Annotated in this window: 22 protein-coding genes and 2 pseudogenes; 3 read left to right on the forward strand and 21 right to left on the reverse strand. The window is 35.3% G+C overall.

Annotated features, from left to right (window positions below; translation table 11 throughout):
* The first annotated feature begins 17 nt into the window (after positions 1–17).
* A complete protein-coding gene (locus CGC58_RS01300; RefSeq protein WP_095894767.1) occupies positions 18–1,052 on the forward strand; it encodes an o-succinylbenzoate synthase in 1,035 nt (344 codons plus the stop codon).
* A gap of 51 nt (positions 1,053–1,103) precedes the next feature.
* Here CGC58_RS01300 and CGC58_RS01305 read toward each other — a convergent pair whose 3' ends face one another.
* Positions 1,104–3,287, reverse strand: a complete 2,184-nt coding sequence (locus CGC58_RS01305; RefSeq protein ID WP_095894768.1) for a polyribonucleotide nucleotidyltransferase — start codon at positions 3,285–3,287, stop codon at positions 1,104–1,106.
* 164 nt (positions 3,288–3,451) lie between these two features.
* On the reverse strand, positions 3,452–3,721 hold the full coding sequence (gene rpsO / locus CGC58_RS01310) for a 30S ribosomal protein S15 (RefSeq protein WP_095894769.1): 270 nt from the start codon (positions 3,719–3,721) through the stop codon (positions 3,452–3,454).
* A 224-nt stretch (positions 3,722–3,945) separates the two neighbouring features.
* On the opposite strand from rpsO, the gene cls reads away from it, so the two are divergent.
* The gene (gene cls, locus CGC58_RS01315; protein ID WP_095894770.1) at positions 3,946–5,388 is read left to right on the forward strand and encodes a cardiolipin synthase; all 1,443 of its coding nucleotides are present in this window, start codon (positions 3,946–3,948) and stop codon (positions 5,386–5,388) included.
* A 5-nt stretch (positions 5,389–5,393) separates the two neighbouring features.
* On the opposite strand, the gene CGC58_RS01320 is transcribed toward cls, so the two are convergent.
* Entirely contained in the window at positions 5,394–6,869 is a 1,476-nt protein-coding gene (locus tag CGC58_RS01320) for a potassium/proton antiporter (RefSeq protein ID WP_095894771.1), read from the reverse strand.
* A 135-nt stretch (positions 6,870–7,004) separates the two neighbouring features.
* Between CGC58_RS01320 and pepT the strand changes: the two genes are divergently transcribed.
* Entirely contained in the window at positions 7,005–8,228 is a 1,224-nt protein-coding gene (pepT, locus tag CGC58_RS01325) for a peptidase T (protein ID WP_095894772.1), read from the forward strand.
* Positions 8,229–8,697: 469 nt separating this feature from the next.
* On the opposite strand, the gene CGC58_RS12650 is transcribed toward pepT, so the two are convergent.
* The 18 genes and pseudogenes from CGC58_RS12650 to CGC58_RS01410 form a co-directional block, all read right to left on the reverse strand.
* Positions 8,698–8,850 (reverse strand): hypothetical protein, encoded by a 153-nt coding sequence (locus CGC58_RS12650; RefSeq protein ID WP_157909171.1) that lies wholly within the window; start codon positions 8,848–8,850, stop codon positions 8,698–8,700.
* 76 nt (positions 8,851–8,926) lie between these two features.
* Entirely contained in the window at positions 8,927–9,145 is a 219-nt protein-coding gene (locus CGC58_RS01335; RefSeq protein WP_232748851.1) for a hypothetical protein, read from the reverse strand.
* Between the two features lie 109 nt (positions 9,146–9,254).
* Positions 9,255–9,725, reverse strand: coding sequence for a hypothetical protein (locus tag CGC58_RS01340; RefSeq protein ID WP_095894775.1), 471 nt, complete (start codon positions 9,723–9,725; stop codon positions 9,255–9,257).
* 93 nt (positions 9,726–9,818) lie between these two features.
* The gene (locus CGC58_RS01345; protein ID WP_232748852.1) at positions 9,819–10,739 is read right to left on the reverse strand and encodes an ankyrin repeat domain-containing protein; all 921 of its coding nucleotides are present in this window, start codon (positions 10,737–10,739) and stop codon (positions 9,819–9,821) included.
* A 52-nt stretch (positions 10,740–10,791) separates the two neighbouring features.
* Complete coding sequence (locus tag CGC58_RS01350) at positions 10,792–11,589, reverse strand: hypothetical protein (RefSeq protein ID WP_095894776.1); 798 nt, start codon at positions 11,587–11,589, stop codon at positions 10,792–10,794.
* 52 nt (positions 11,590–11,641) lie between these two features.
* Positions 11,642–12,439: a hypothetical protein gene (locus tag CGC58_RS01355; protein ID WP_095894777.1), complete on the reverse strand. Its 798-nt coding sequence runs from the start codon at positions 12,437–12,439 to the stop codon at positions 11,642–11,644.
* Positions 12,440–12,567: 128 nt separating this feature from the next.
* A complete protein-coding gene (locus CGC58_RS01360) occupies positions 12,568–13,182 on the reverse strand; it encodes a hypothetical protein (protein ID WP_232748853.1) in 615 nt (204 codons plus the stop codon).
* Positions 13,183–13,275: 93 nt separating this feature from the next.
* Positions 13,276–13,560 carry a hypothetical protein gene (locus tag CGC58_RS01365; protein WP_095894779.1) on the reverse strand — a complete coding sequence of 95 codons (285 nt, stop codon included), beginning with the start codon at positions 13,558–13,560 and terminating at the stop codon, positions 13,276–13,278.
* 32 nt (positions 13,561–13,592) lie between these two features.
* Positions 13,593–13,994, reverse strand: coding sequence for a beta-carotene 15,15'-monooxygenase (locus CGC58_RS01370; protein ID WP_232748854.1), 402 nt, complete (start codon positions 13,992–13,994; stop codon positions 13,593–13,595).
* Positions 13,995–14,085: 91 nt separating this feature from the next.
* Positions 14,086–14,337 (reverse strand): hypothetical protein, encoded by a 252-nt coding sequence (locus CGC58_RS01375; protein WP_232748855.1) that lies wholly within the window; start codon positions 14,335–14,337, stop codon positions 14,086–14,088.
* A gap of 128 nt (positions 14,338–14,465) precedes the next feature.
* Positions 14,466–14,918 (reverse strand): SMI1/KNR4 family protein, encoded by a 453-nt coding sequence (locus CGC58_RS01380; protein WP_095894781.1) that lies wholly within the window; start codon positions 14,916–14,918, stop codon positions 14,466–14,468.
* Between the two features lie 14 nt (positions 14,919–14,932).
* On the reverse strand, positions 14,933–15,388 hold the full coding sequence (locus CGC58_RS01385; protein WP_157909172.1) for an SMI1/KNR4 family protein: 456 nt from the start codon (positions 15,386–15,388) through the stop codon (positions 14,933–14,935).
* Positions 15,389–15,395: 7 nt separating this feature from the next.
* Positions 15,396–15,812, reverse strand: coding sequence for an HNH endonuclease (locus CGC58_RS12920; RefSeq protein WP_198540739.1), 417 nt, complete (start codon positions 15,810–15,812; stop codon positions 15,396–15,398).
* Positions 15,810–15,869 (reverse strand): annotated as a pseudogene (locus CGC58_RS12885) (hypothetical protein); the annotation flags it as partial. The pseudogene CGC58_RS12885 and the gene CGC58_RS12920, both read right to left, overlap by 3 nt.
* 111 nt (positions 15,870–15,980) lie before the next feature.
* Positions 15,981–16,427 (reverse strand): hypothetical protein, encoded by a 447-nt coding sequence (locus CGC58_RS01395; protein WP_095894784.1) that lies wholly within the window; start codon positions 16,425–16,427, stop codon positions 15,981–15,983.
* Between the two features lie 10 nt (positions 16,428–16,437).
* A pseudogene (locus CGC58_RS12655) lies at positions 16,438–16,944 on the reverse strand (hypothetical protein); the annotation flags it as partial.
* 29 nt (positions 16,945–16,973) lie between these two features.
* Positions 16,974–17,396 (reverse strand): SMI1/KNR4 family protein, encoded by a 423-nt coding sequence (locus CGC58_RS01405; protein WP_095894786.1) that lies wholly within the window; start codon positions 17,394–17,396, stop codon positions 16,974–16,976.
* A gap of 149 nt (positions 17,397–17,545) precedes the next feature.
* Entirely contained in the window at positions 17,546–18,322 is a 777-nt protein-coding gene (locus tag CGC58_RS01410) for a hypothetical protein (RefSeq protein ID WP_095894787.1), read from the reverse strand.
* Positions 18,323–18,350 lie beyond the last annotated feature (28 nt).

The following is an 18,350-nucleotide window of genomic DNA, read 5'->3' on the forward strand; positions in this document are numbered from 1 at the left end:
TTCAATCAGAAAAATTAATGAAAGCTTTTTATAAAAAACATATTTTAGACTTTAAGCGTCCGTCGGGCACCTCAAGAGGCGTACTCACCCAAAAAGAAACCTATTTTTTGACCATAACCGATGGAGAAAAACAAGGAATTGGTGAATGCGGTTTACTAAAAACATTAAGTTTTGACGACCGCCCCGACTACGAGGACACCTTACAATGGGTGTGTGATAACATTTCGTTGGGAGAAGAATATTTACTCAAAAAACTTCCCGAATTTCCCTCCATTCAATTTGGTGTGGAACAGGCTTTTCGGTCTCTAATATCTGATAATGAATACATTTTATTTGCTTCGGATTTTACCCTCGGAAAGGCTTCTATTCCCATAAACGGACTGATTTGGATGGGTTCGCCCGAGTTTATGAAATCGCAAATTAAGGAAAAGCTTGAGCAAGGATTTCGTTGTATTAAAATGAAAATCGGGGCGATTGCCTTTGAGCAGGAATATGAAATTTTGAAAAACCTGCGAAAAGAATTTTCGGTGCAAGACATTGAAATTCGGGTAGATGCCAACGGAGCGTTTTCTGCCGAGGAGGCTTTGGAGAAACTAAAACGCCTCAGTGAGTTGGAATTGCACTCTATCGAACAGCCCATCAAAGCAAATCAAATCGAAAAAATGGCTGAGCTTTGCCAAAAAACGCCCCTGCCCATCGCATTAGATGAGGAACTTATCGGAGTGATTCTTTTTTCTGATAAAAAAAGGCTTTTGGAAGCAATAAATCCGCAATACATCATCATAAAACCTTCTCTTTTAGGAGGATACAAAAATTCGGAAGAATGGATTTCTCTTGCCGAAAAGCAAAATATCGGTTGGTGGATAACCAGTGCTTTGGAAAGTAATATCGGGCTGAATGCCATTGCACAATGGACTTTCACGCTCAACAACCCAATGCCTCAAGGTTTGGGAACGGGAGCTTTGTACACTAACAACATTGCTTCTCCCTTATCTGTTCAAAAAGGATTTTTGGAATATAACCCAAATGTAAATTGGGAAAAAATATTTTAACCATTATTCATTCATAAAATAAAAAAGAGGCTATTAAAAGCCTCTTTTCATTTATTGATTATTTTCTTTCTTATCCGATTTTTGATGTCTCGGTTTGTTGCCATCGTGCCTTGGTTTTTCACTTCTTGGCGGACGCTCCAACAAAGCCTTACGAGAAACCTTCTGTTTACGTGTTTTAGGGTCTATACCGATATATTTCACTTCGATAATATCTCCTTCTTTCACCAAATCCGATGGTTTTTCGGTGCGTTCCCAAGCCATTTCAGAAATGTGTAATAGAGAATCTTTACCAGGAACAAATTCAACTACAGCACCAAAATCTAATAATTTAGTTACTTTTACTTGGTAAGTTTCACCTTCAACAGGCTCAAAAACACAAGCCTTGATAGTATCGATAGCACGTTGCATTCCTTCCGGGTCTGTTCCCAATACTTCGATAATACCGAAATCGCCTTCTTCTTCGATAACGATAGTCGTTCCGGTTTCTTGCTGAATACCTTGAATGTTTTTACCTCCGGAACCAATAACCGCACCGATATAGTCTTTCGGAATTTCCATAGTAACGATTTTCGGAGCGTGCGGCTTCACTTCGGCTTTTGGCTGTGCAATAGTTTCTGTGATTTTTCCTAAGATGTGCAAACGCCCTTCGCGAGCTTGTTCTAAAGCTTTTTCTAAAATCTCATAAGTTAATCCTTTGATTTTGATATCCATTTGGCAAGCTGTGATACCATCTTTAGTTCCGGTCACTTTGAAATCCATATCTCCCAAATGGTCTTCATCACCTAAAATATCAGAAAGTACAGCGTATTTTTCGCCATCGGTTATCAGCCCCATCGCAATCCCTGATACAGGTTTTGTCATTTGCACTCCGGCATCCATAAGTGCCAGTGTACCAGCACAAACCGTTGCCATTGATGACGAACCATTTGATTCTAAAATTTCAGAAACTACACGAACTGTATAAGGGCAGTCGGCAGGAATCATTCGTTTTAGGGCTCGTTGTGCTAAATTTCCGTGACCGATTTCTCTTCGTGAAGTTCCTCTAAGCGGACGAGCCTCACCGGTTGAAAACGGCGGGAAGTTATAATGTAAATAGAAACGCTCTTCGCCTTGTTCTGTTGGCAAGTCAATTACGTTTGCCTCGCGAGAAGTTCCTAAGGTTACTGTTGTAAGTGATTGAGTTTCACCACGTGTAAAGATAGAAGAACCGTGAGCTGAAGGCAAGTAATCAATCTCGCACCAAATTGGACGAATTTGCGTTGTATTTCGTCCGTCCAAGCGGATATTTTCATCTAAAATAAGATTTCTAACTGCTTCTTTTTGAGCCTTCCCGAAATATTTGCTGATTAAAGCTGCAAACTCTTCTTGCTCTTCTTCAGTGAATAGTGCCAAACACTCTTCTTTTACGGCTGCAAACTTCTCTCCACGCTCTTGTTTAGCAGTATCTTCTTTAGCTATGGCATAACATTTTGGATACGCCAAACCATAAACTTTTTGCTCAACTTCTTCATTTTCAACTTCCGGCTCATAAGTGCGTTTTTCGGTTTTACCCACTTTTTCAGCCAAACGGATTTGAGCATCAATCTGAACTTTAATGGCTTCGTGTGCAAATTTTATAGCTTCCGCCATATCTTTTTCGGAAACTTCATCCATTTCACCTTCCACCATCGCTACGAAATCCTTTGAAGCTCCCACCATAATATCCATATCGGATTGTGCAAGTTGCTCTCTATTAGGATTTATAACGAATTTTCCGTCGATACGTGCCACGCGTACCTCTGAAATAGGTCCGTCAAACGGAATGTCAGACACAGCGATACAAGCCGAAGCTGCCAATCCTGCCAAAGCGTCCGGCATCACATTATCATCGTGTGACATTAATTGAATCATCACCTGAGTTTCAGCGTGATAATCTTTCGGGAATAGCGGACGCAACACACGGTCAACCAAACGCATTGTCAATACCTCTTGGTCGCTTGGGCGTGCCTCACGTTTGAAAAATCCGCCTGGGAAACGCCCCGCAGCAGCGAATTTCTCACGATAATCTACCGTTAAAGGTAAAAAATCCGTTTCTGGATTGATTTCTCTTGCGGAAACGACTGTTGCCAACAACATTGCATTTCCCATACGTACAACAACCGAACCATCGGCTTGTTTAGCCAATTTTCCCGTTTCAATGGAAATGGTTCTTCCGTCGCCTAAATCGATAATTTCTTTTTTAACTTCTGGAATCATTTTGTTATTTTTTTTAATTAAACATTAGGCGTTGTGTTGTTGTTCAGGTTTTCCAATGGTTGGTTCATACCAACGGCTTATTTTAGTTTTATTTGATTTTCCTAAGAAGAAATACTTTTATTTTTGGTAATAACTAAAAAAAGAGGCAAAAAGCCCCTTTTTGATTATTTTCTGATATTTAATTCTTTGATAATTGCACGATATCTCTCGATATCATTAGTTTTCAGATAATCAAGTAAACTTCTACGTTTACCTACCAATTTCACTAACGAACGCTCTGTGTTGTAATCTTTTCTGTTTCTTTTCAAGTGTTCTGTTAAGTGATTGATTCTGAAAGTAAACAAAGCGATTTGTCCTTCAGCTGATCCGGTGTTAGTCTCTGAACCACCGTGTTTTTTAAAAATTTTTGCTTTTACTTCTTTTGTTAAATACATTCCAATATTATTTAATGATTATTATGTACTGGTTTTCAAGGGTGCAAATGTATGGAAAAATATTTAATCTGCAAATTTATTTCAGAATATTTTAATTTATTTTTCTTCCTAAACCAAATTAAAAAACTGATTATAAATAAATTAATCTTTCTTTTTGATAAATATATTTTATTTTGTAGCTTTGTAACTTGGCTTTTTCAGCTTAAAAATCTAAAAGACATAAAATGAATTTATTAGTTTTAGCTCAAATTGTATATATTCCTCTGTTGATTGCTGTTTGCCTTCGGATTATTTGGGACACACGTTCGGTAAGTAAGACGCTGGCATATCTGCTTTTAGTGATTTTTATACCGATTTTAGGCATAATTTTCTATTTTTCTTTCGGAATTAATTACAGAAGACACAAAATCTACAACAAAAAGCTGGAAATAGACCAATTTTTCCGTAATGAATTGGAATCAAAAATCGAAATTCTGAAAAAAACTCACTTAGAACATCCTTCTTTAAGTGAAAATACGGAAATCATCCGATTTCTTTCACAAACAGAACAAACTTTTGTGGCTCCAAACAGCTCAATAGAAGTTTTAGATAATGGAGAAAATCTTTTTCCTGTGTTACTTCGTGAAATGCGAAATGCAAAATCGCACATACACATTGAATATTATATCTATGAAAATGACACTATTGGAAATCAAGTAAAAGAAGTGCTGATTGAAAAAGCTCGCGAGGGAGTTGAAGTTCGTTTCATTTATGATGATTTTGGAAGTCGTAGCATCCGCAAGAATATTGTTAAAGAACTGAAAGAAAACGGAGTACAAGTATTTCCTTTTCATAAAATCAATTTCATTTATTTTGCCAACCGAATAAATTATCGCAATCACCGAAAAATTGTGGTTATCGACGGCAAAACTTCTTTTGTGGGAGGAATTAATGTGAGTGATAAGTACATCAATTCGGCGAATAACGAGCTGTATTGGCGTGATACTCACCTGATGATAAAAGGAATAACTTCTCTTTCATTGCAAATGGTTTTTCTATCGGATTGGAATTTCTGTAGCAATGAAAATATAGCCATACAACCTGCTTATTTCCCCACAGATTTTCTGAACTTACCAAGTGATTACTATGCTCAAATTGCTTATAGCGGTCCTGATTCGGACTTACCTACAATCCTTTACACAACTATTCAAGCTATATATTCGGCTAAAGAAGAAATCATTTTAACTACGCCTTATTACGTTCCCGATACTTCTCTGCAAGAAGCCCTTATCATTGCTTCACTCAGCGGAATATCCGTTAAATTATTACTTCCAAAAGAAGGTGATTCCTTTTTGGTAAACGTCACTTCTCAATCATTTCTTGAAGAATTGCTTAGAGCTGGCGTTAAAATTTATTTGTACAAAAAAGGATTTGTGCATTCAAAAACTTTTGTAATTGACGGCAAATGGGCTTCCGTAGGGACTGCGAACTTAGATGCACGAAGTTTCGACCTTAACTTTGAAGTTTCGGCACTTATCTATCACAAAGAAACCGCTTTACGATTGCGAGAAACTTTCTACAAGGACCTTCTTGATGCAGAAAAACTCACATTGGAAAAGTGGGAAAAACGTCCGAAATACAAACAATTAGCCGAAAAAATATTACGACTGACTTCTCCTTTTATGTAAATTTCTTATTCACTAACAATTTCCAGCATATCATATACTTCCGTCATAGCCAATTGGTTATCGGAAATAACAATAAGCATATCGTTAGGATTTATTTTGGTTGAACCGTTAGGAGTTATGTATTTTTCATCTCGTTTTATCATTGCAATAATCGAATTTTTCGGAAATTCAAGTTCTACTATTTTCTTCCCGATAACGTGATTATCTGCAGGAATCAGAATTTCTTGCATTACGGCTTTCGGATGCTCACGAATAATCGCATCGGCAGGATTTTCATCATTTTCAACATCTTGCTGAACAGAAGCTATATTCAGCCACTTCGCCACCACCGAAAGCGTTGTTCCTTGAATCAAAACCGAAGTCACAGAAATAAAAAACACAATATTAAAAATGATGTGAGCTTTATCTATTTCTGCCAAAAGCGGATACGTTGCAAATACAATTGGCACGGCTCCTCGCAATCCCACCCACGAAATATAGGAACGCCGAGCGAAACACATTTTAAAAGGAATCGTACTTAAAAATACACTCAACGGACGAGCCACTAAAATCAAAAATACTGATATTAAAAGCCCTAAACCTGCCAGAGGAATTATTTCTGTCGGAACAACCAAAAGCCCCAGTGTTAAGAACAGAACAATTTGCATTAACCAAGCAAGTCCGTCAAAAACTTTTAAGACACTTCCTTTGTGTATAAAGTTTTGATTTCCAAGAAAAACCGAACATATATAAATTGCTAAAAATCCATTCCCGCCAAGTGCCTCAGTTCCCGAAAACGTAATGAACATCAAAGCGATTGCCAATACCGGATATAAACCTTCAAAACCTAATTGTATCCCGTTAAAAATCAACTTACTAAGCTTTCCAAAAACAAAACCAAGAACACCACCTAAAATAATCTGACGTAAAAATACGAGAATCACCATCCAAACGGACTGTTCAGGAATTTGAACCAAACCTAAAAAGGTGGTTGTCAATACGTAAGCCATCGGGTCGTTACTTCCGCTTTCAAATTCCAGCGTAGGACGGAGATTATACTTCAAATCCAAATTCTTGGAACGCAATATGGAAAACACAGCAGCCGCATCTGTTGAGGAAACAATTGAACCTAATAAAAGACTTTCAAACAGCGTAAAATCAGTAATATACCACACAAAAAGCCCCAAACTGACAGCCGTTAGTAAAACACCCAAAGTTGAAAGCATAATACCCTGAAAAAGAATAGGTTTTACCGACTTCCATCGGGTTTCCAAACCTCCGGAGAACAAAATAAAATTCAACGAAATAATACCTATAAATTGAGCTAATTTCGGGTCATTAAACTGAATTTTCAATATTCCGTCAGTACCAGCAAGCATCCCTACACCCAAGAACAAAATTAGCGTTGGTACGCCAAACCTGTAGGACGTTTTACCTGCAACTAAGCTGACTAACAATAACAAAGACCCGATTAATAGTATATTTTCTGAAGTTAAATTCATTGTAAATGTCAATTTGGTGCGAATATAGAAAAAAACGATGAAACTTCAATCATTTTTTTGATTTTTTGGATACCTAATTTGATAATTTTTTATACCTTTGGGCGTTAATTTTATAATCAAAACACTCAAAATATTATGCAAAAGTTAGTAGAACGTTTCATAACGTACATAAAAACAGATACTCAGTCTGACCCTGAAAGCCAAACCACTCCAAGTACCGAAAAACAATGGAATTTGGCTCGTTTGCTTGTAGAAGAATTAAAATCTATTGGTTTAGAAGATGTTACAATTGATGAAAATTCATACGTAATGGCTACACTTCCTTCCAATATTGATTATAAAGTACCTACCATCGGATTCATAGCTCACTTTGACACATCGCCTGATTTTTCAGGAGAAAATGTAAATCCGCGATTCGTTGAAAACTACGACGGAGGTGACATTGTTCTGAACAAAGAAAAAAACATAGTTCTTTCTCCTTCTTATTTTGAAGATTTACTTCTGTACAAGGGGCAAACTATCATCACAACCGACGGAACGACACTTTTGGGAGCTGATGACAAAGCCGGAATTGCTGAAATTGTTACAGCAATGGAATATTTGATACAACATCCTGAAATTAAGCACGGTAAAATCAGAGTTGGTTTCACTCCCGATGAAGAAATAGGTCGTGGAGCACACAAATTTGATGTGAAAAAATTTGGTGCAGATTGGGCTTACACGATGGATGGAAGCCAAATTGGTGAATTGGAGTACGAAAGCTTCAATGCTGCAGGAGCCAAAGTACATTTCAAAGGAAAAAGCGTTCATCCCGGTTATGCAAAAAACAAAATGGTAAATTCATTATTAATTGCAAATCAATTTATTAGCTCTTTACCTGAAAATGAAATCCCACAACGCACGAGCGGACGCGAAGGATTCTACCACATTACCGACGTTTCAGGAGATATAGAAAATACTGTAGTTCAGTTAATTATCCGTGACCACGACCGAAAATTATTTGAAAAACGTAAAGAAACTGTGCAACAGATTGTAAATGAATTAAATAAAGAATATCCAAACGCAGTTTCAGCCGAAATCAAAGACCAGTACTTTAATATGCGAGAAAAAATAGAACCTGTTTTTCACATTGTAGAAGTAGCTGAAAAAGCAATGAAAGAATTAGGTATCACTCCGATTATCAAACCGATACGAGGCGGAACAGACGGCTCGCAATTAAGTTATATGGGACTTCCTTGCCCGAATATTTTTGCCGGCGGACACAATTTCCACGGAAAATTTGAGTACGTTCCTGTACAAAGTTTAGAGAAAGCCACTCAAGTTATCGTAAAAATTGCAGAACTTGTGGCTAAAAAATGATTTTTTTAAAGAAATAGAATCTCTCTTAAAACTTTGTAAAACAATTTTTTAGGAGAGATTTTTGTTTTTAGAAAACACAACTATTTTTACTGTAAAACATAGATTTTATTAAAAATAGAGTGTAACGTTCCAAATAAAAAAGAGTTCCGAAAATCACTATCAGTACTATTAAAGTTACCAAGGAGCAAACCTTTACAGAGTGTATAAATAATCAGTTCACTTTTAGACACATAAATACGAAAATGAGAAATATTCTTTTCAGGCTCACGCAAATTCTTGCTCCCTTTTATAGAAATACTTACAAATATAGAGCTCTTAACTCTATATTTGCACCATTTCTTAATACAATCACTATTTCATATACCCATACACCAAAAATGCAGCCAAAATAATCAATACAAAAAACAGCACCCAGTTGAACATAGCCATTACATACCAATTGTCATAAGGGTTGTTTTCTTCGGATTTTTTATGGGGCAGTAGTTTGTTTTTTATGGTGGAAATCAGATAAGCCACGGCAAAGAAAAGCCGCAAAGCCAACACAACCAACAGGAATAATAGGCAGTGCCATTAAAATTTCTAATTTTAAATCAATGTCTTTTATGGTATATTTTTTAGTCATCTGATTTCTTATTTTATATGCGAATTTTAAAGATATTATAATGCGTAAAGCAGAAAATTTGAGCGTCTTGCTTTGTCTATTTAATAAGTTTATTAAGACTTGTTGTCAAGATATACAGCGTTATAAAGCCTATAATTCCGTACAAAAACAAAACAACATAATCCACGTTACGCAATAATTCGCTGAGCGTAGGGGCTACCGATGAAACTTCTGAATTGGACACCATTACGCCAAACAGATAGAAAATTACACCCGCCAAAAAACCTATAATCGCAAACAAATATTTTTTATTCATTTTTGAGTTTTTCATACTTAATTTGATGTTTTTTTAAACTCCCATACTTATTTTTAAATAATAAAAATAACAAACACAACAGATATAATAAAATAGGCTAAAAAAAGTATTATTGGAAATATTGAGCGTAAAAATCCATTCTAATTTTCTTCTTATTTGACGCAGGAAAAAAAGCTTCTATATCACTTTTTAAATGCATATTAGGAGATAAGTAAAAATATGATTTATTTTCGTCTGATATTCTTATCATAAATGCTTTTTTGGAATTGTAATTATACAAGTTATAATTAAAGTTTTTATCCAATTTTATTTCGGTATGATGCTTATCTTTTATCAAAATATTTTCATCTGATTTTATAAAATAAACTTTCTTCATTGTACTTTTCATAATGACGATCAAAAATCCAAATGTCATAGAAAGTAACAAAATAATGAGTTGTGTTTGGCTTCCTGTATTTTTAATATTGCCCCATTTTAATACTAATAATGCCATTGGAAAAAGAATAAAAATAGTGATAATACTCGCCCAAAAAGAATATTTCACATTAAAACTATCCATTGCAATTTTTTGATTTTTCATTGCTTGATTTCTCTAAACTTGTATTAATATTTAGATTCAACTTATAAAATTTTCCTTTATAAATCGCTTTAAAATATATTTTTTGATACAAAATTATTCACTATTTTTTACAAATTCTAAATCTTCTTGGTAAGAATTTTCACCGGCATTGTATTTAAAATTAATAGAAATTTTATCTTGCGGACTTAGGGCTTCGTATAGTTTGATTCTTAATTTGGCTTCCTGTAAGGTGTCTTTTTCATAAGGGAATTGAACGCCGTATTTGTCAATTAAGAGCTGTTTTAGGGATAATAATTTTTTATAATACTCCGTTTCTGATTTATTATTTTTTTTCAACCACTTTTCTTCGGATTGAATATAACGTGCCATCGGACTTAGGTTCGTCCCTTCGATGATGGGCTGTCCGCCTTTTTCCAAAAAATAAAACGCCATATCCAAATTAATTCTGGTAACCGCCTCCATTGTATTGTCTCCACTAAGCGGAATATTATTAATGTCCGCCCCGTGCGCCAACAGATAATCCACCATTTTCTTTTTAGTACGCTCAAAACCACCCATTAGCAAAACATCAATTAACGGAGAACGCCCTATTTTGGGGTTCGGATGGGCTTTAAACTCAAAAAGCAAGTCCAACATTTTATAATTATCAAGTGCCGCTGCGTATTTTAATGGCGTGCTATAATCAGCAGAAATAATATTAGGGTCAGCCCCCAATTCCAGTAGCCTTCGCATCGCTTTCATATCTTCTATAATGGTGGCGTACATCAATAGCGTATAACCTTTTTCAGGGTCTAACGCATTGAGATTGATATTTTTTTGTTTAATCTCTTGCTCCATTCCCTTGATGTCGCCGTCAAATATTTTTTGAGCGGCGGACAACGCCTCGCCACGAAACACCTTGGCAGGGGGATTTTGCGCACGATTGGCATATTTACGCGACCTAAAACCCAAATCCGAAGAATGAATTAATGCCAATAAAATCAGGAAGATAACAAAGCTTATCACCGTTTTCATATTTTTTATAAACGATTAAAAATTAAACGATTATATTATTCAATGTAAAAAATCACTTCTCAAGGATTCTGTAAAAAGCAACCCAATCACCCGAGTTTATATTTCTAATGATGCTATCGTGTTTATATTGGTTTTTGAGTATAAACAAACGCGTTACGTGGGTGGGGTGTTTGGTGGTGTCTACCTTTACATCATTTTCGGTAACTTCGATACCCAATTTTAGGCTGCTTTCTTTGTTGTCGTAACGAGAAAAAATTGCCAGTAGGCGGTCGTCCAGCTCCCAATGATAGGTAAATGAATCGTTATAAAAACTATTTTCTTTTACGGTTGGTTTGCCGTGTTTTTGCTCTAAATAATCAAGTAGGGCTTTAAAATCGTCCGTTCCTTTGCTTTCACTTTCCGTAACCAACGCCATAAAATCGCCTTTAAGACTGGTTGCCATATTGATTTTGCAAAAGTGCATTTTCTGAAAATATGCCAAGCTATCACGAGTACTCCAACTTCGCATATCGTATCGATACGCCATCGGAGTTTTTTCTTTCGTAAATTTACCTTTAAAAACGGTGTCTATTTGAATGACGTGAAAACGCAAAAGTTCCCAAATTTTCTCAGTCAATTTTTCTCTTTCCTTTTTGGAAAGATTTTCCTTGTTTCTTTTTTCCAAAAGATTATCGGATTCTTTCATATTTTTTTGAGCTTTTTCGATTTCATCGGTATAAAAAGCGGCTACATCAAAATTTAGATCGAATTTTTCCAAATCCAATCGATTTTTTCCGAGCTTGGGAGACGAACAACTATGCAACATAAGGATAAAAATAAAGAATAAGGTTAAACTTTTAATGGCTTTCATACTTTTATAAATATTTAAAAATTAAACAATTACATTGTTAAAATACAAAAAATCACTTTTTGAGAACTGCATTAAAATCTATCCAATCGCCAGAGCGAAAATTACTAATGATACTATCGTGTTTGTATTGGTTATTGAGTATAAACAAATGGGTTGTATTAAATCTAATGGTATCTGTCGTTGGATTGTTTTCAGTAGCTTCTTTACTTAATTTCAGTATTAGATTTGCCTGTTTTTGTTGTTTAGAAATCATTGCCAATAGGCGGTCATCCAACTCCCAATAATAAATAGGAAAATTTCGGAAGAAGTTTTTTTCTTTTACCGTTACCTTGCCGTGTTTTTGCTCCAAATAACGGAGTAAGGCTTCAAAATCGTCCGTACCTTCGCCTTGGCTTTGGGCGACTAACGCCATAAAATCACCTTCAAGGTTTGTTGCCATATTTATTTTGTGAAAGTGCATCTTATGATAATTCGCCAAACTGTCAGCAGAATTCCAGCCCCACATATCATATTGATACCCTATCGGATTTCGTTCGTCCTCGTAAAATTGGGCGTTAAAAATCGTATCTTTTTGAATGCTCTTAAACTTGAGAAGTTTCCAAGCCTTTTTGACCAATTCTTTTCTTTCCTTTTCAGAAAACCCCTCCTTTTCTCTTTTTTGCTCGAGTTTCTCCAATTCTTTCATATTTTCTTTGCCTTTCTTAATTTCATCGGCATAAAAAGCATCAACATCGAAATTCAAGTCGAACTTTTCCAAATCCAAACGGTCTTTCCCGAGCTTGGGAGACGAACAACTATACATCATAAGGGCAACTGTAAATAATGGGATTAAACTTTTAATGATTCTCATATTTTTATCTATTTGTAATTACATTCATATTAATGGTTTTAATTGGGGCTTTTTTAGCGTTTTTTAGCCTAATTTTTGCAAAGGTATGAATTTTTGGGTTTAAAATGACCGATACGGCTATTTTATCGCTATTTCACCAATCTCTCAATCATATACATTCCAAGGACAATGACCACGAAAAATAGCACCCAGTTGAGCATAGTCGTTACATACCAATGAGCATAAGGGTTGTATTCTTCGGATTTTTTATGGGGCGAAAGTTTGTTTTTTATGGCAGAAATCAGATAAACCACGCCAGCCACCAAAAGCATTCCCAATAAAGCCAACATTCCCAGTGTATCGCCTACGCGTCCAAAAGAAAAGATACGCAAAAAAGAAGACACTATTGCATCGGGTAGCATTGCCACAGCCACATAAACCGCGATTCCGACCAGCAAAAACAGCCCTCGCATCAGTTTTTCTGTGAGATTTCTTGCAGGGGGCGGCGGACTGGACAGAGTTTCGCCCTCTTGGAGGGGCATTCTTCCTTTTAGGCTCAGCCAAGCCCACGCTCCGCCAACTATCAGAGCAATAAGACCCAAAAACAAGCGTGTGGCAGACAGCTCCAAGCCCATTTTATTACCCAGAATCACCAAGCCCAGCCAAGTGAAGAAAAACACAAACATAGTTAGCATTGCTAAAAGCAACTGCAAGATTCCCTTGCGTTTGTTGGTGGGCGGTGTGTTAGAATTTTTATTCATCATCGTTTATATTAAATCTAAAATGTTCATATCTTTTAAATAATTATATGCAATTATAAAAAAATAGCAATAAAGAACAAAAGACATTGGGTTTTTTCATTTTTTGCTTATTTTATGTTTTATTATTGACAATATAACGATAGTCGGAATGGCGATGACATTTAGCACCATTGCAGCATAAACCAAAAGCACGCCTTCATAAGAATTAGTAAATATCCTTATCGCAACCCAATATATGATATTGAGCATCAATAAAAACAAAGCCGATAATAACAAAAATCGAAGGCTTGTGATGTTTTTCTTACGAAATAAAACAATACATCCTGCCAATACCAATAGGTAAAGAGCTATTCCTATAAAATAAATACAATCTTCTTTCATAAACAATCAAATCATTGCAATCTTCTAAAAAATCAACCTGCCATCATCAGTATTTCTAATTCGCTCTGCACGAAAAACCCCAAATAGAGCGTCAGTAACAGCAACAACGCCCACAAAATCGCTTCATAATACCACACCATTTGTAATCTTTTCAGCCAAAGCATTTGGGTTTTATTAAAAAGATACATCAAACTCAAAATCAACACATTAGTTAGAGTAACAATAATCAAATAATTACTGATATTTTCAACAAAAACCTCTATGGGAATGCCACGCCCACCGGAAAACCGCCCCGTTGAAAAAAGCGTAAACAAACCCAAAAGATTAAAAATCAGCAAGATAACCAGCTTATCTATCCATTTGTTTTTAAATCTTGGAAGTCCCTTGGGAATTTGAAAAACGTGTGATGTGTCGCCTTGCGCTTGTTTGTACAACAGGACGATTTTTGCAATGATTAAAAAGCAAAGCCCCAAAGTAATCAGGCTGCATAATATGAATAAGATACTGAATATATTCATTTTCAATCTATTGGGTTAATTTATAAAACAGTTTTATCAACATATACAGCGTTACCAAGCCTATGATTCCATATAAAAGTAAAACAAAATAATCCGCGTTTCGCAATAATTCGCCGAGCGTGGGTTCTATCGATGAAACTTCTGCATTTGAGACCATTAAGTCAAATACATAAACCACCACACCCAGCAAAAAACCAATGGCTGAGAGCAAAAGCATTGACACGCGTTTATTTTTTGTATTCACTTTGGATTTTTCCATTTTTATCGCTACTTTATTTTTAAAACGATGTTATCGGCGATGTCAAAGTTATAAACTTTTTGGTATTTAGGAAAATTTTCTATGCTGATAATGGTGGTATAGTCGCCGTTTTTTCAAAGTTGAAAATATTATCCCTCAGGAAGTTTGGTATTTTCCAACATTTCTAAAAACTCGGTAAAAGTTTCGCAAATGAAATAAGTGTTTTCTTCGTCTGAGGATTGTTCAAAAAAATACGAATGGTCGTAATACCAAATGCCATCATTTTCGCCATCATTTATCAGTAAAAGCCATCCGCCTCCTTGGTCTCTTCCTATAAGGATGGATTTTTCAGGAATATCATCTATAAATTCTTCGTTTTTGAAAATGATATTATGGGAACGAACATCGGTATTAACGCCATAAAAAGAGTGCATTGTGATATATTCGTCCAAATCTTCTACATAAAAATATCCGTTATCTATAACTGCTCCATTATACAAATCTAAAAAATTACGATAATCTTTTGGTAATTCTATACCAAATTGCTCTTCTACAATCTTATAACTTTCTCTTATGCCTTTTTCTATTGTTTGTATTTTCATAATTATTTTATAAATTATTCCTCAGGAAGTTTTGTATTTTCCAATATTTCTAAAAACTCGGTAAAAGTCTCACAAATGAAATAAGTGTTTTCTTCATCGGAAGATTGTTCAAAAAAATACGAATGGTCGTAATACCAAATGCCGTCATTTTCGCCATCTTGAATAAGTAAAATTAAGCCACTTCCCATATCACTACCAATGAGCAATGAATTTGGAGGTATATCATCATTATACTCTTCATTGATTTTATAAATATCTGCAAAACCTTCATCGATATCAATTCCGAAGAAATTCCCCATAATCATATACTCGTCTAAATCTTCTACATATATAAAAGCATCTTCCTCGGTTTCGCCTCCATTATAAATATTTAAAAAATCTTTATAATCTTGCGGAAGTTTTATTTTAAAATGTTTTTCTATGTCGGAAATTTTACTTTTCTTTCCGTTTGGATAGCCTATAATTTTCATAATCGTTTTATTTTCTTTTTTTAATGCCAACTTTATTCTTTTTAACTTGTGAAACTCCTCCTTGATGAGTAAACCTATTATGTATTTTTCTATCCACTTCTTGCATTGTTTTTCCGTCTTCGTGATGATGCCAAGTGGTTTGCTGATTTGATAACTTTGGAGGATCTAAATTCGAGTTCTTTTCAGCCATTGTATAATCTGTAGTGTGATTTCCTTTTTGTTTTCCAATATCTACATTTTGCCGAGCGTGGTCAGGTATTTTAAACACAGGGTAACCATTTACATAATCTACTACATTTCCCTCCCAATCGGTATAACGCCAAGTGCCGTCTTCCAAAACCTCTACTTTACCACCTTTCTTTTCCCATTTTTTAGGGTCTGGTGCGTATTTGGGTTTGTCTCTAAAAGCATACCCATTATGCACCAAAATGCCGTCTTCGGCAACATAATAATTTTCATTGTCGGCGATGTCAAAGTTATAAACTTTTTGGTTTGATAAAGGAAATTATGAGCTTTTATACACTCAATCATCGAACCAAAACTATTGAATATTGGGTAGTGCCGCCTATGGTTAAAACGCTTTTTATATCTGTTATGTCCTTTGAAAATATCCTACTTCGCCGACTGTTACGGCTTCAATGTTGCAATCGGGGTCATCTGTTGCGTTAGGAGCATAGATAGCAATGCCCAATTTATAACTTGTGAAACCTACATACTCTTCTTCCTCAATATCTGAATCAAATTGTTTCATAAATTCCAAACATTCCGAATAGGTCTTTGCTAACAAATCTTCACCCTCAAATATTGCTTCACAGGGGTCTGACAAAACAACATATCTTAATGATAAATGAGTTTGTAAGTAGCCTAACACCAATCCATTTTTAAAATAGTCGTTAATAGAGAGAACCCCATATTTAATATTTTTATTTTGAACAGAATCAAAATCATTTTTTTTTAAAATAGATGTATTTATAAAGTTTCTATCCATTCCAAATTTTAATTCACCTACCTTTTCAAACGGTTTAATTATATTTCTCATAATTTAATTATTAAAATTTCCCATTTTCTTTATACCAATCTCTTAATTGTTCGATAGCTTCATCGTATTTGTCTCCAAATTTTTCTCTAACATCTCGAACATCCATTTCAAAAGCCTCTTGAAATTCCCCTTGCTCTATCAATTCCTTTTGTTTCTGCCTATATTCCTTAGAGCCATCAATATTATCCCAAGAAGCTGTTTGTTTATGGTCATCGGTTATCATTGTTATTGCTCCGCCATTACTTCCTTTATTTCCGCTATATTGGCTTGGCATATGGTGTCGTTGCTCTACGGTTTCTTTCTTTCTGTTTGGAGCAATTGAGTTATCAAAATCAAGGTCTTTATAAGCTCCGCCTAATTTTTTATCAGAAGATTCTATCGGAGCATCGCCACCTTCGGCGTGAGTCTTATTTTGGGGACTACCACTATCATCCACCGCCTCCTGATACCCATTATGCACCAAAATGCCGTCTTCGGCAACATAATAATTTTCATTGTCGGCGATGTCAAAGTTATAAACTTTTTAATGATATTATGCAAAAAAAATCACTCATTAAAGAAAGAATTTAGAAAATCCGTAAAAGATTCGGAAACCAAAATATAATTTTTATCCTCTAAAAATTCGGCTTCAATGATATAAATCTTACCATAATCCGAATCATCTAATGAAATTAAGAAGATATTATCGCCATTATCACTTGCAAAAGGAATTTTATTATTGAAATCCACACCACTTTCTCGAAAGTCGTCTATTAGTTTTTCTATGGGGAGTGCTCCATATTTAATGGAATCAAAACCATTTATCGTAAAAATATTTCTCAGCCCTTTTACATACTCAAAAGAAGGATAGCCTCCGTTGAATTTTAGATAGTGTTCTTTAAAATCTTGCGGAAGTTTTAGTCCGATTTTTCTTTCAAAATCATCCATATCCGCCGAGGTGAGCTTTTGTTCTGTTTGTGAAAATTCCATAATATTTTTATTTTAATTTACCCTTGCTAATGCACCATATCGTATGGGGAGTATGCGTTGTCTTTAAAAATACTGTCATTCATACCAATTTCCCGCAACTACATTGTCCATTTGTTTATAACTGATTCCGATAAGCCCCAACAATACCATTATTTGTCGTCCTCCGTTTTTTGCCGTACTTGGCAACGGAAATAAAGCTCTCCCGCCTTAGCAACTTTTAGCATATCTTGGCTGTTTTCCGCATCAATTTCTTCTGCCTGTTGATAAAATTCATTCGTTTTGAAGGTAAGATGCCCCAACAATTCCTCTCCGAGAGTAAAAGTGGGCTTTTGTGCCAAGATAAGTTTTTGCTGTTGCATTTCAAGAGTGATATTGTCCGTCAGTGTATCGGAAAGAGTTTGTTTATAAGTGTTTCGCTCGTGCGTATCTTCCCAATAAAGGGTTTGGAAATCGTTCTTACTCAGATTGATATTAAACTGAAAACCTCCGAAAACCCAAATTCCCATTCGTATTTTGATGGTATCGTTGTCCAACACACAAGTACAATCGGTAGTGAAAGGCTCCTCTTCCGTGCTTAAAAACGGATATTCCTTGCCCTTTGCTAAAGTTTTAACAAAATATCGGCTGCGGTTGTCTTTGTATCGCAGAGCAGTGATTTTATGTTTTTCAATCATTTTTTGAACAAACTCTTGGGGTGCTTCCGCTATAAAGGCTTTGCCGTCAAGCATCATTTGGAGTTCTTCCTTTTGGTGCTTATTTTTCAAAGAATCCAAACGGATTTCGTTTTTGGTCAGCGTTTCAAATCGTTCCAATTGAGGAATTTTTCCGATGTGGTACGCAGTTGGCGTTTGTCCGTTACTACAAGAATACATCGCCAAAGCGACAAATAATTTCAGTAAATGTTGAATTTTTAGTTTTTTGTTCATTGTTTTTTTGATATAAAAAGTTGATATT

The sequence above is a fragment of the Capnocytophaga stomatis genome, from assembly GCF_002302635.1.
Classification (GTDB): Bacteria; Bacteroidota; Bacteroidia; order Flavobacteriales; family Flavobacteriaceae; genus Capnocytophaga; species Capnocytophaga stomatis.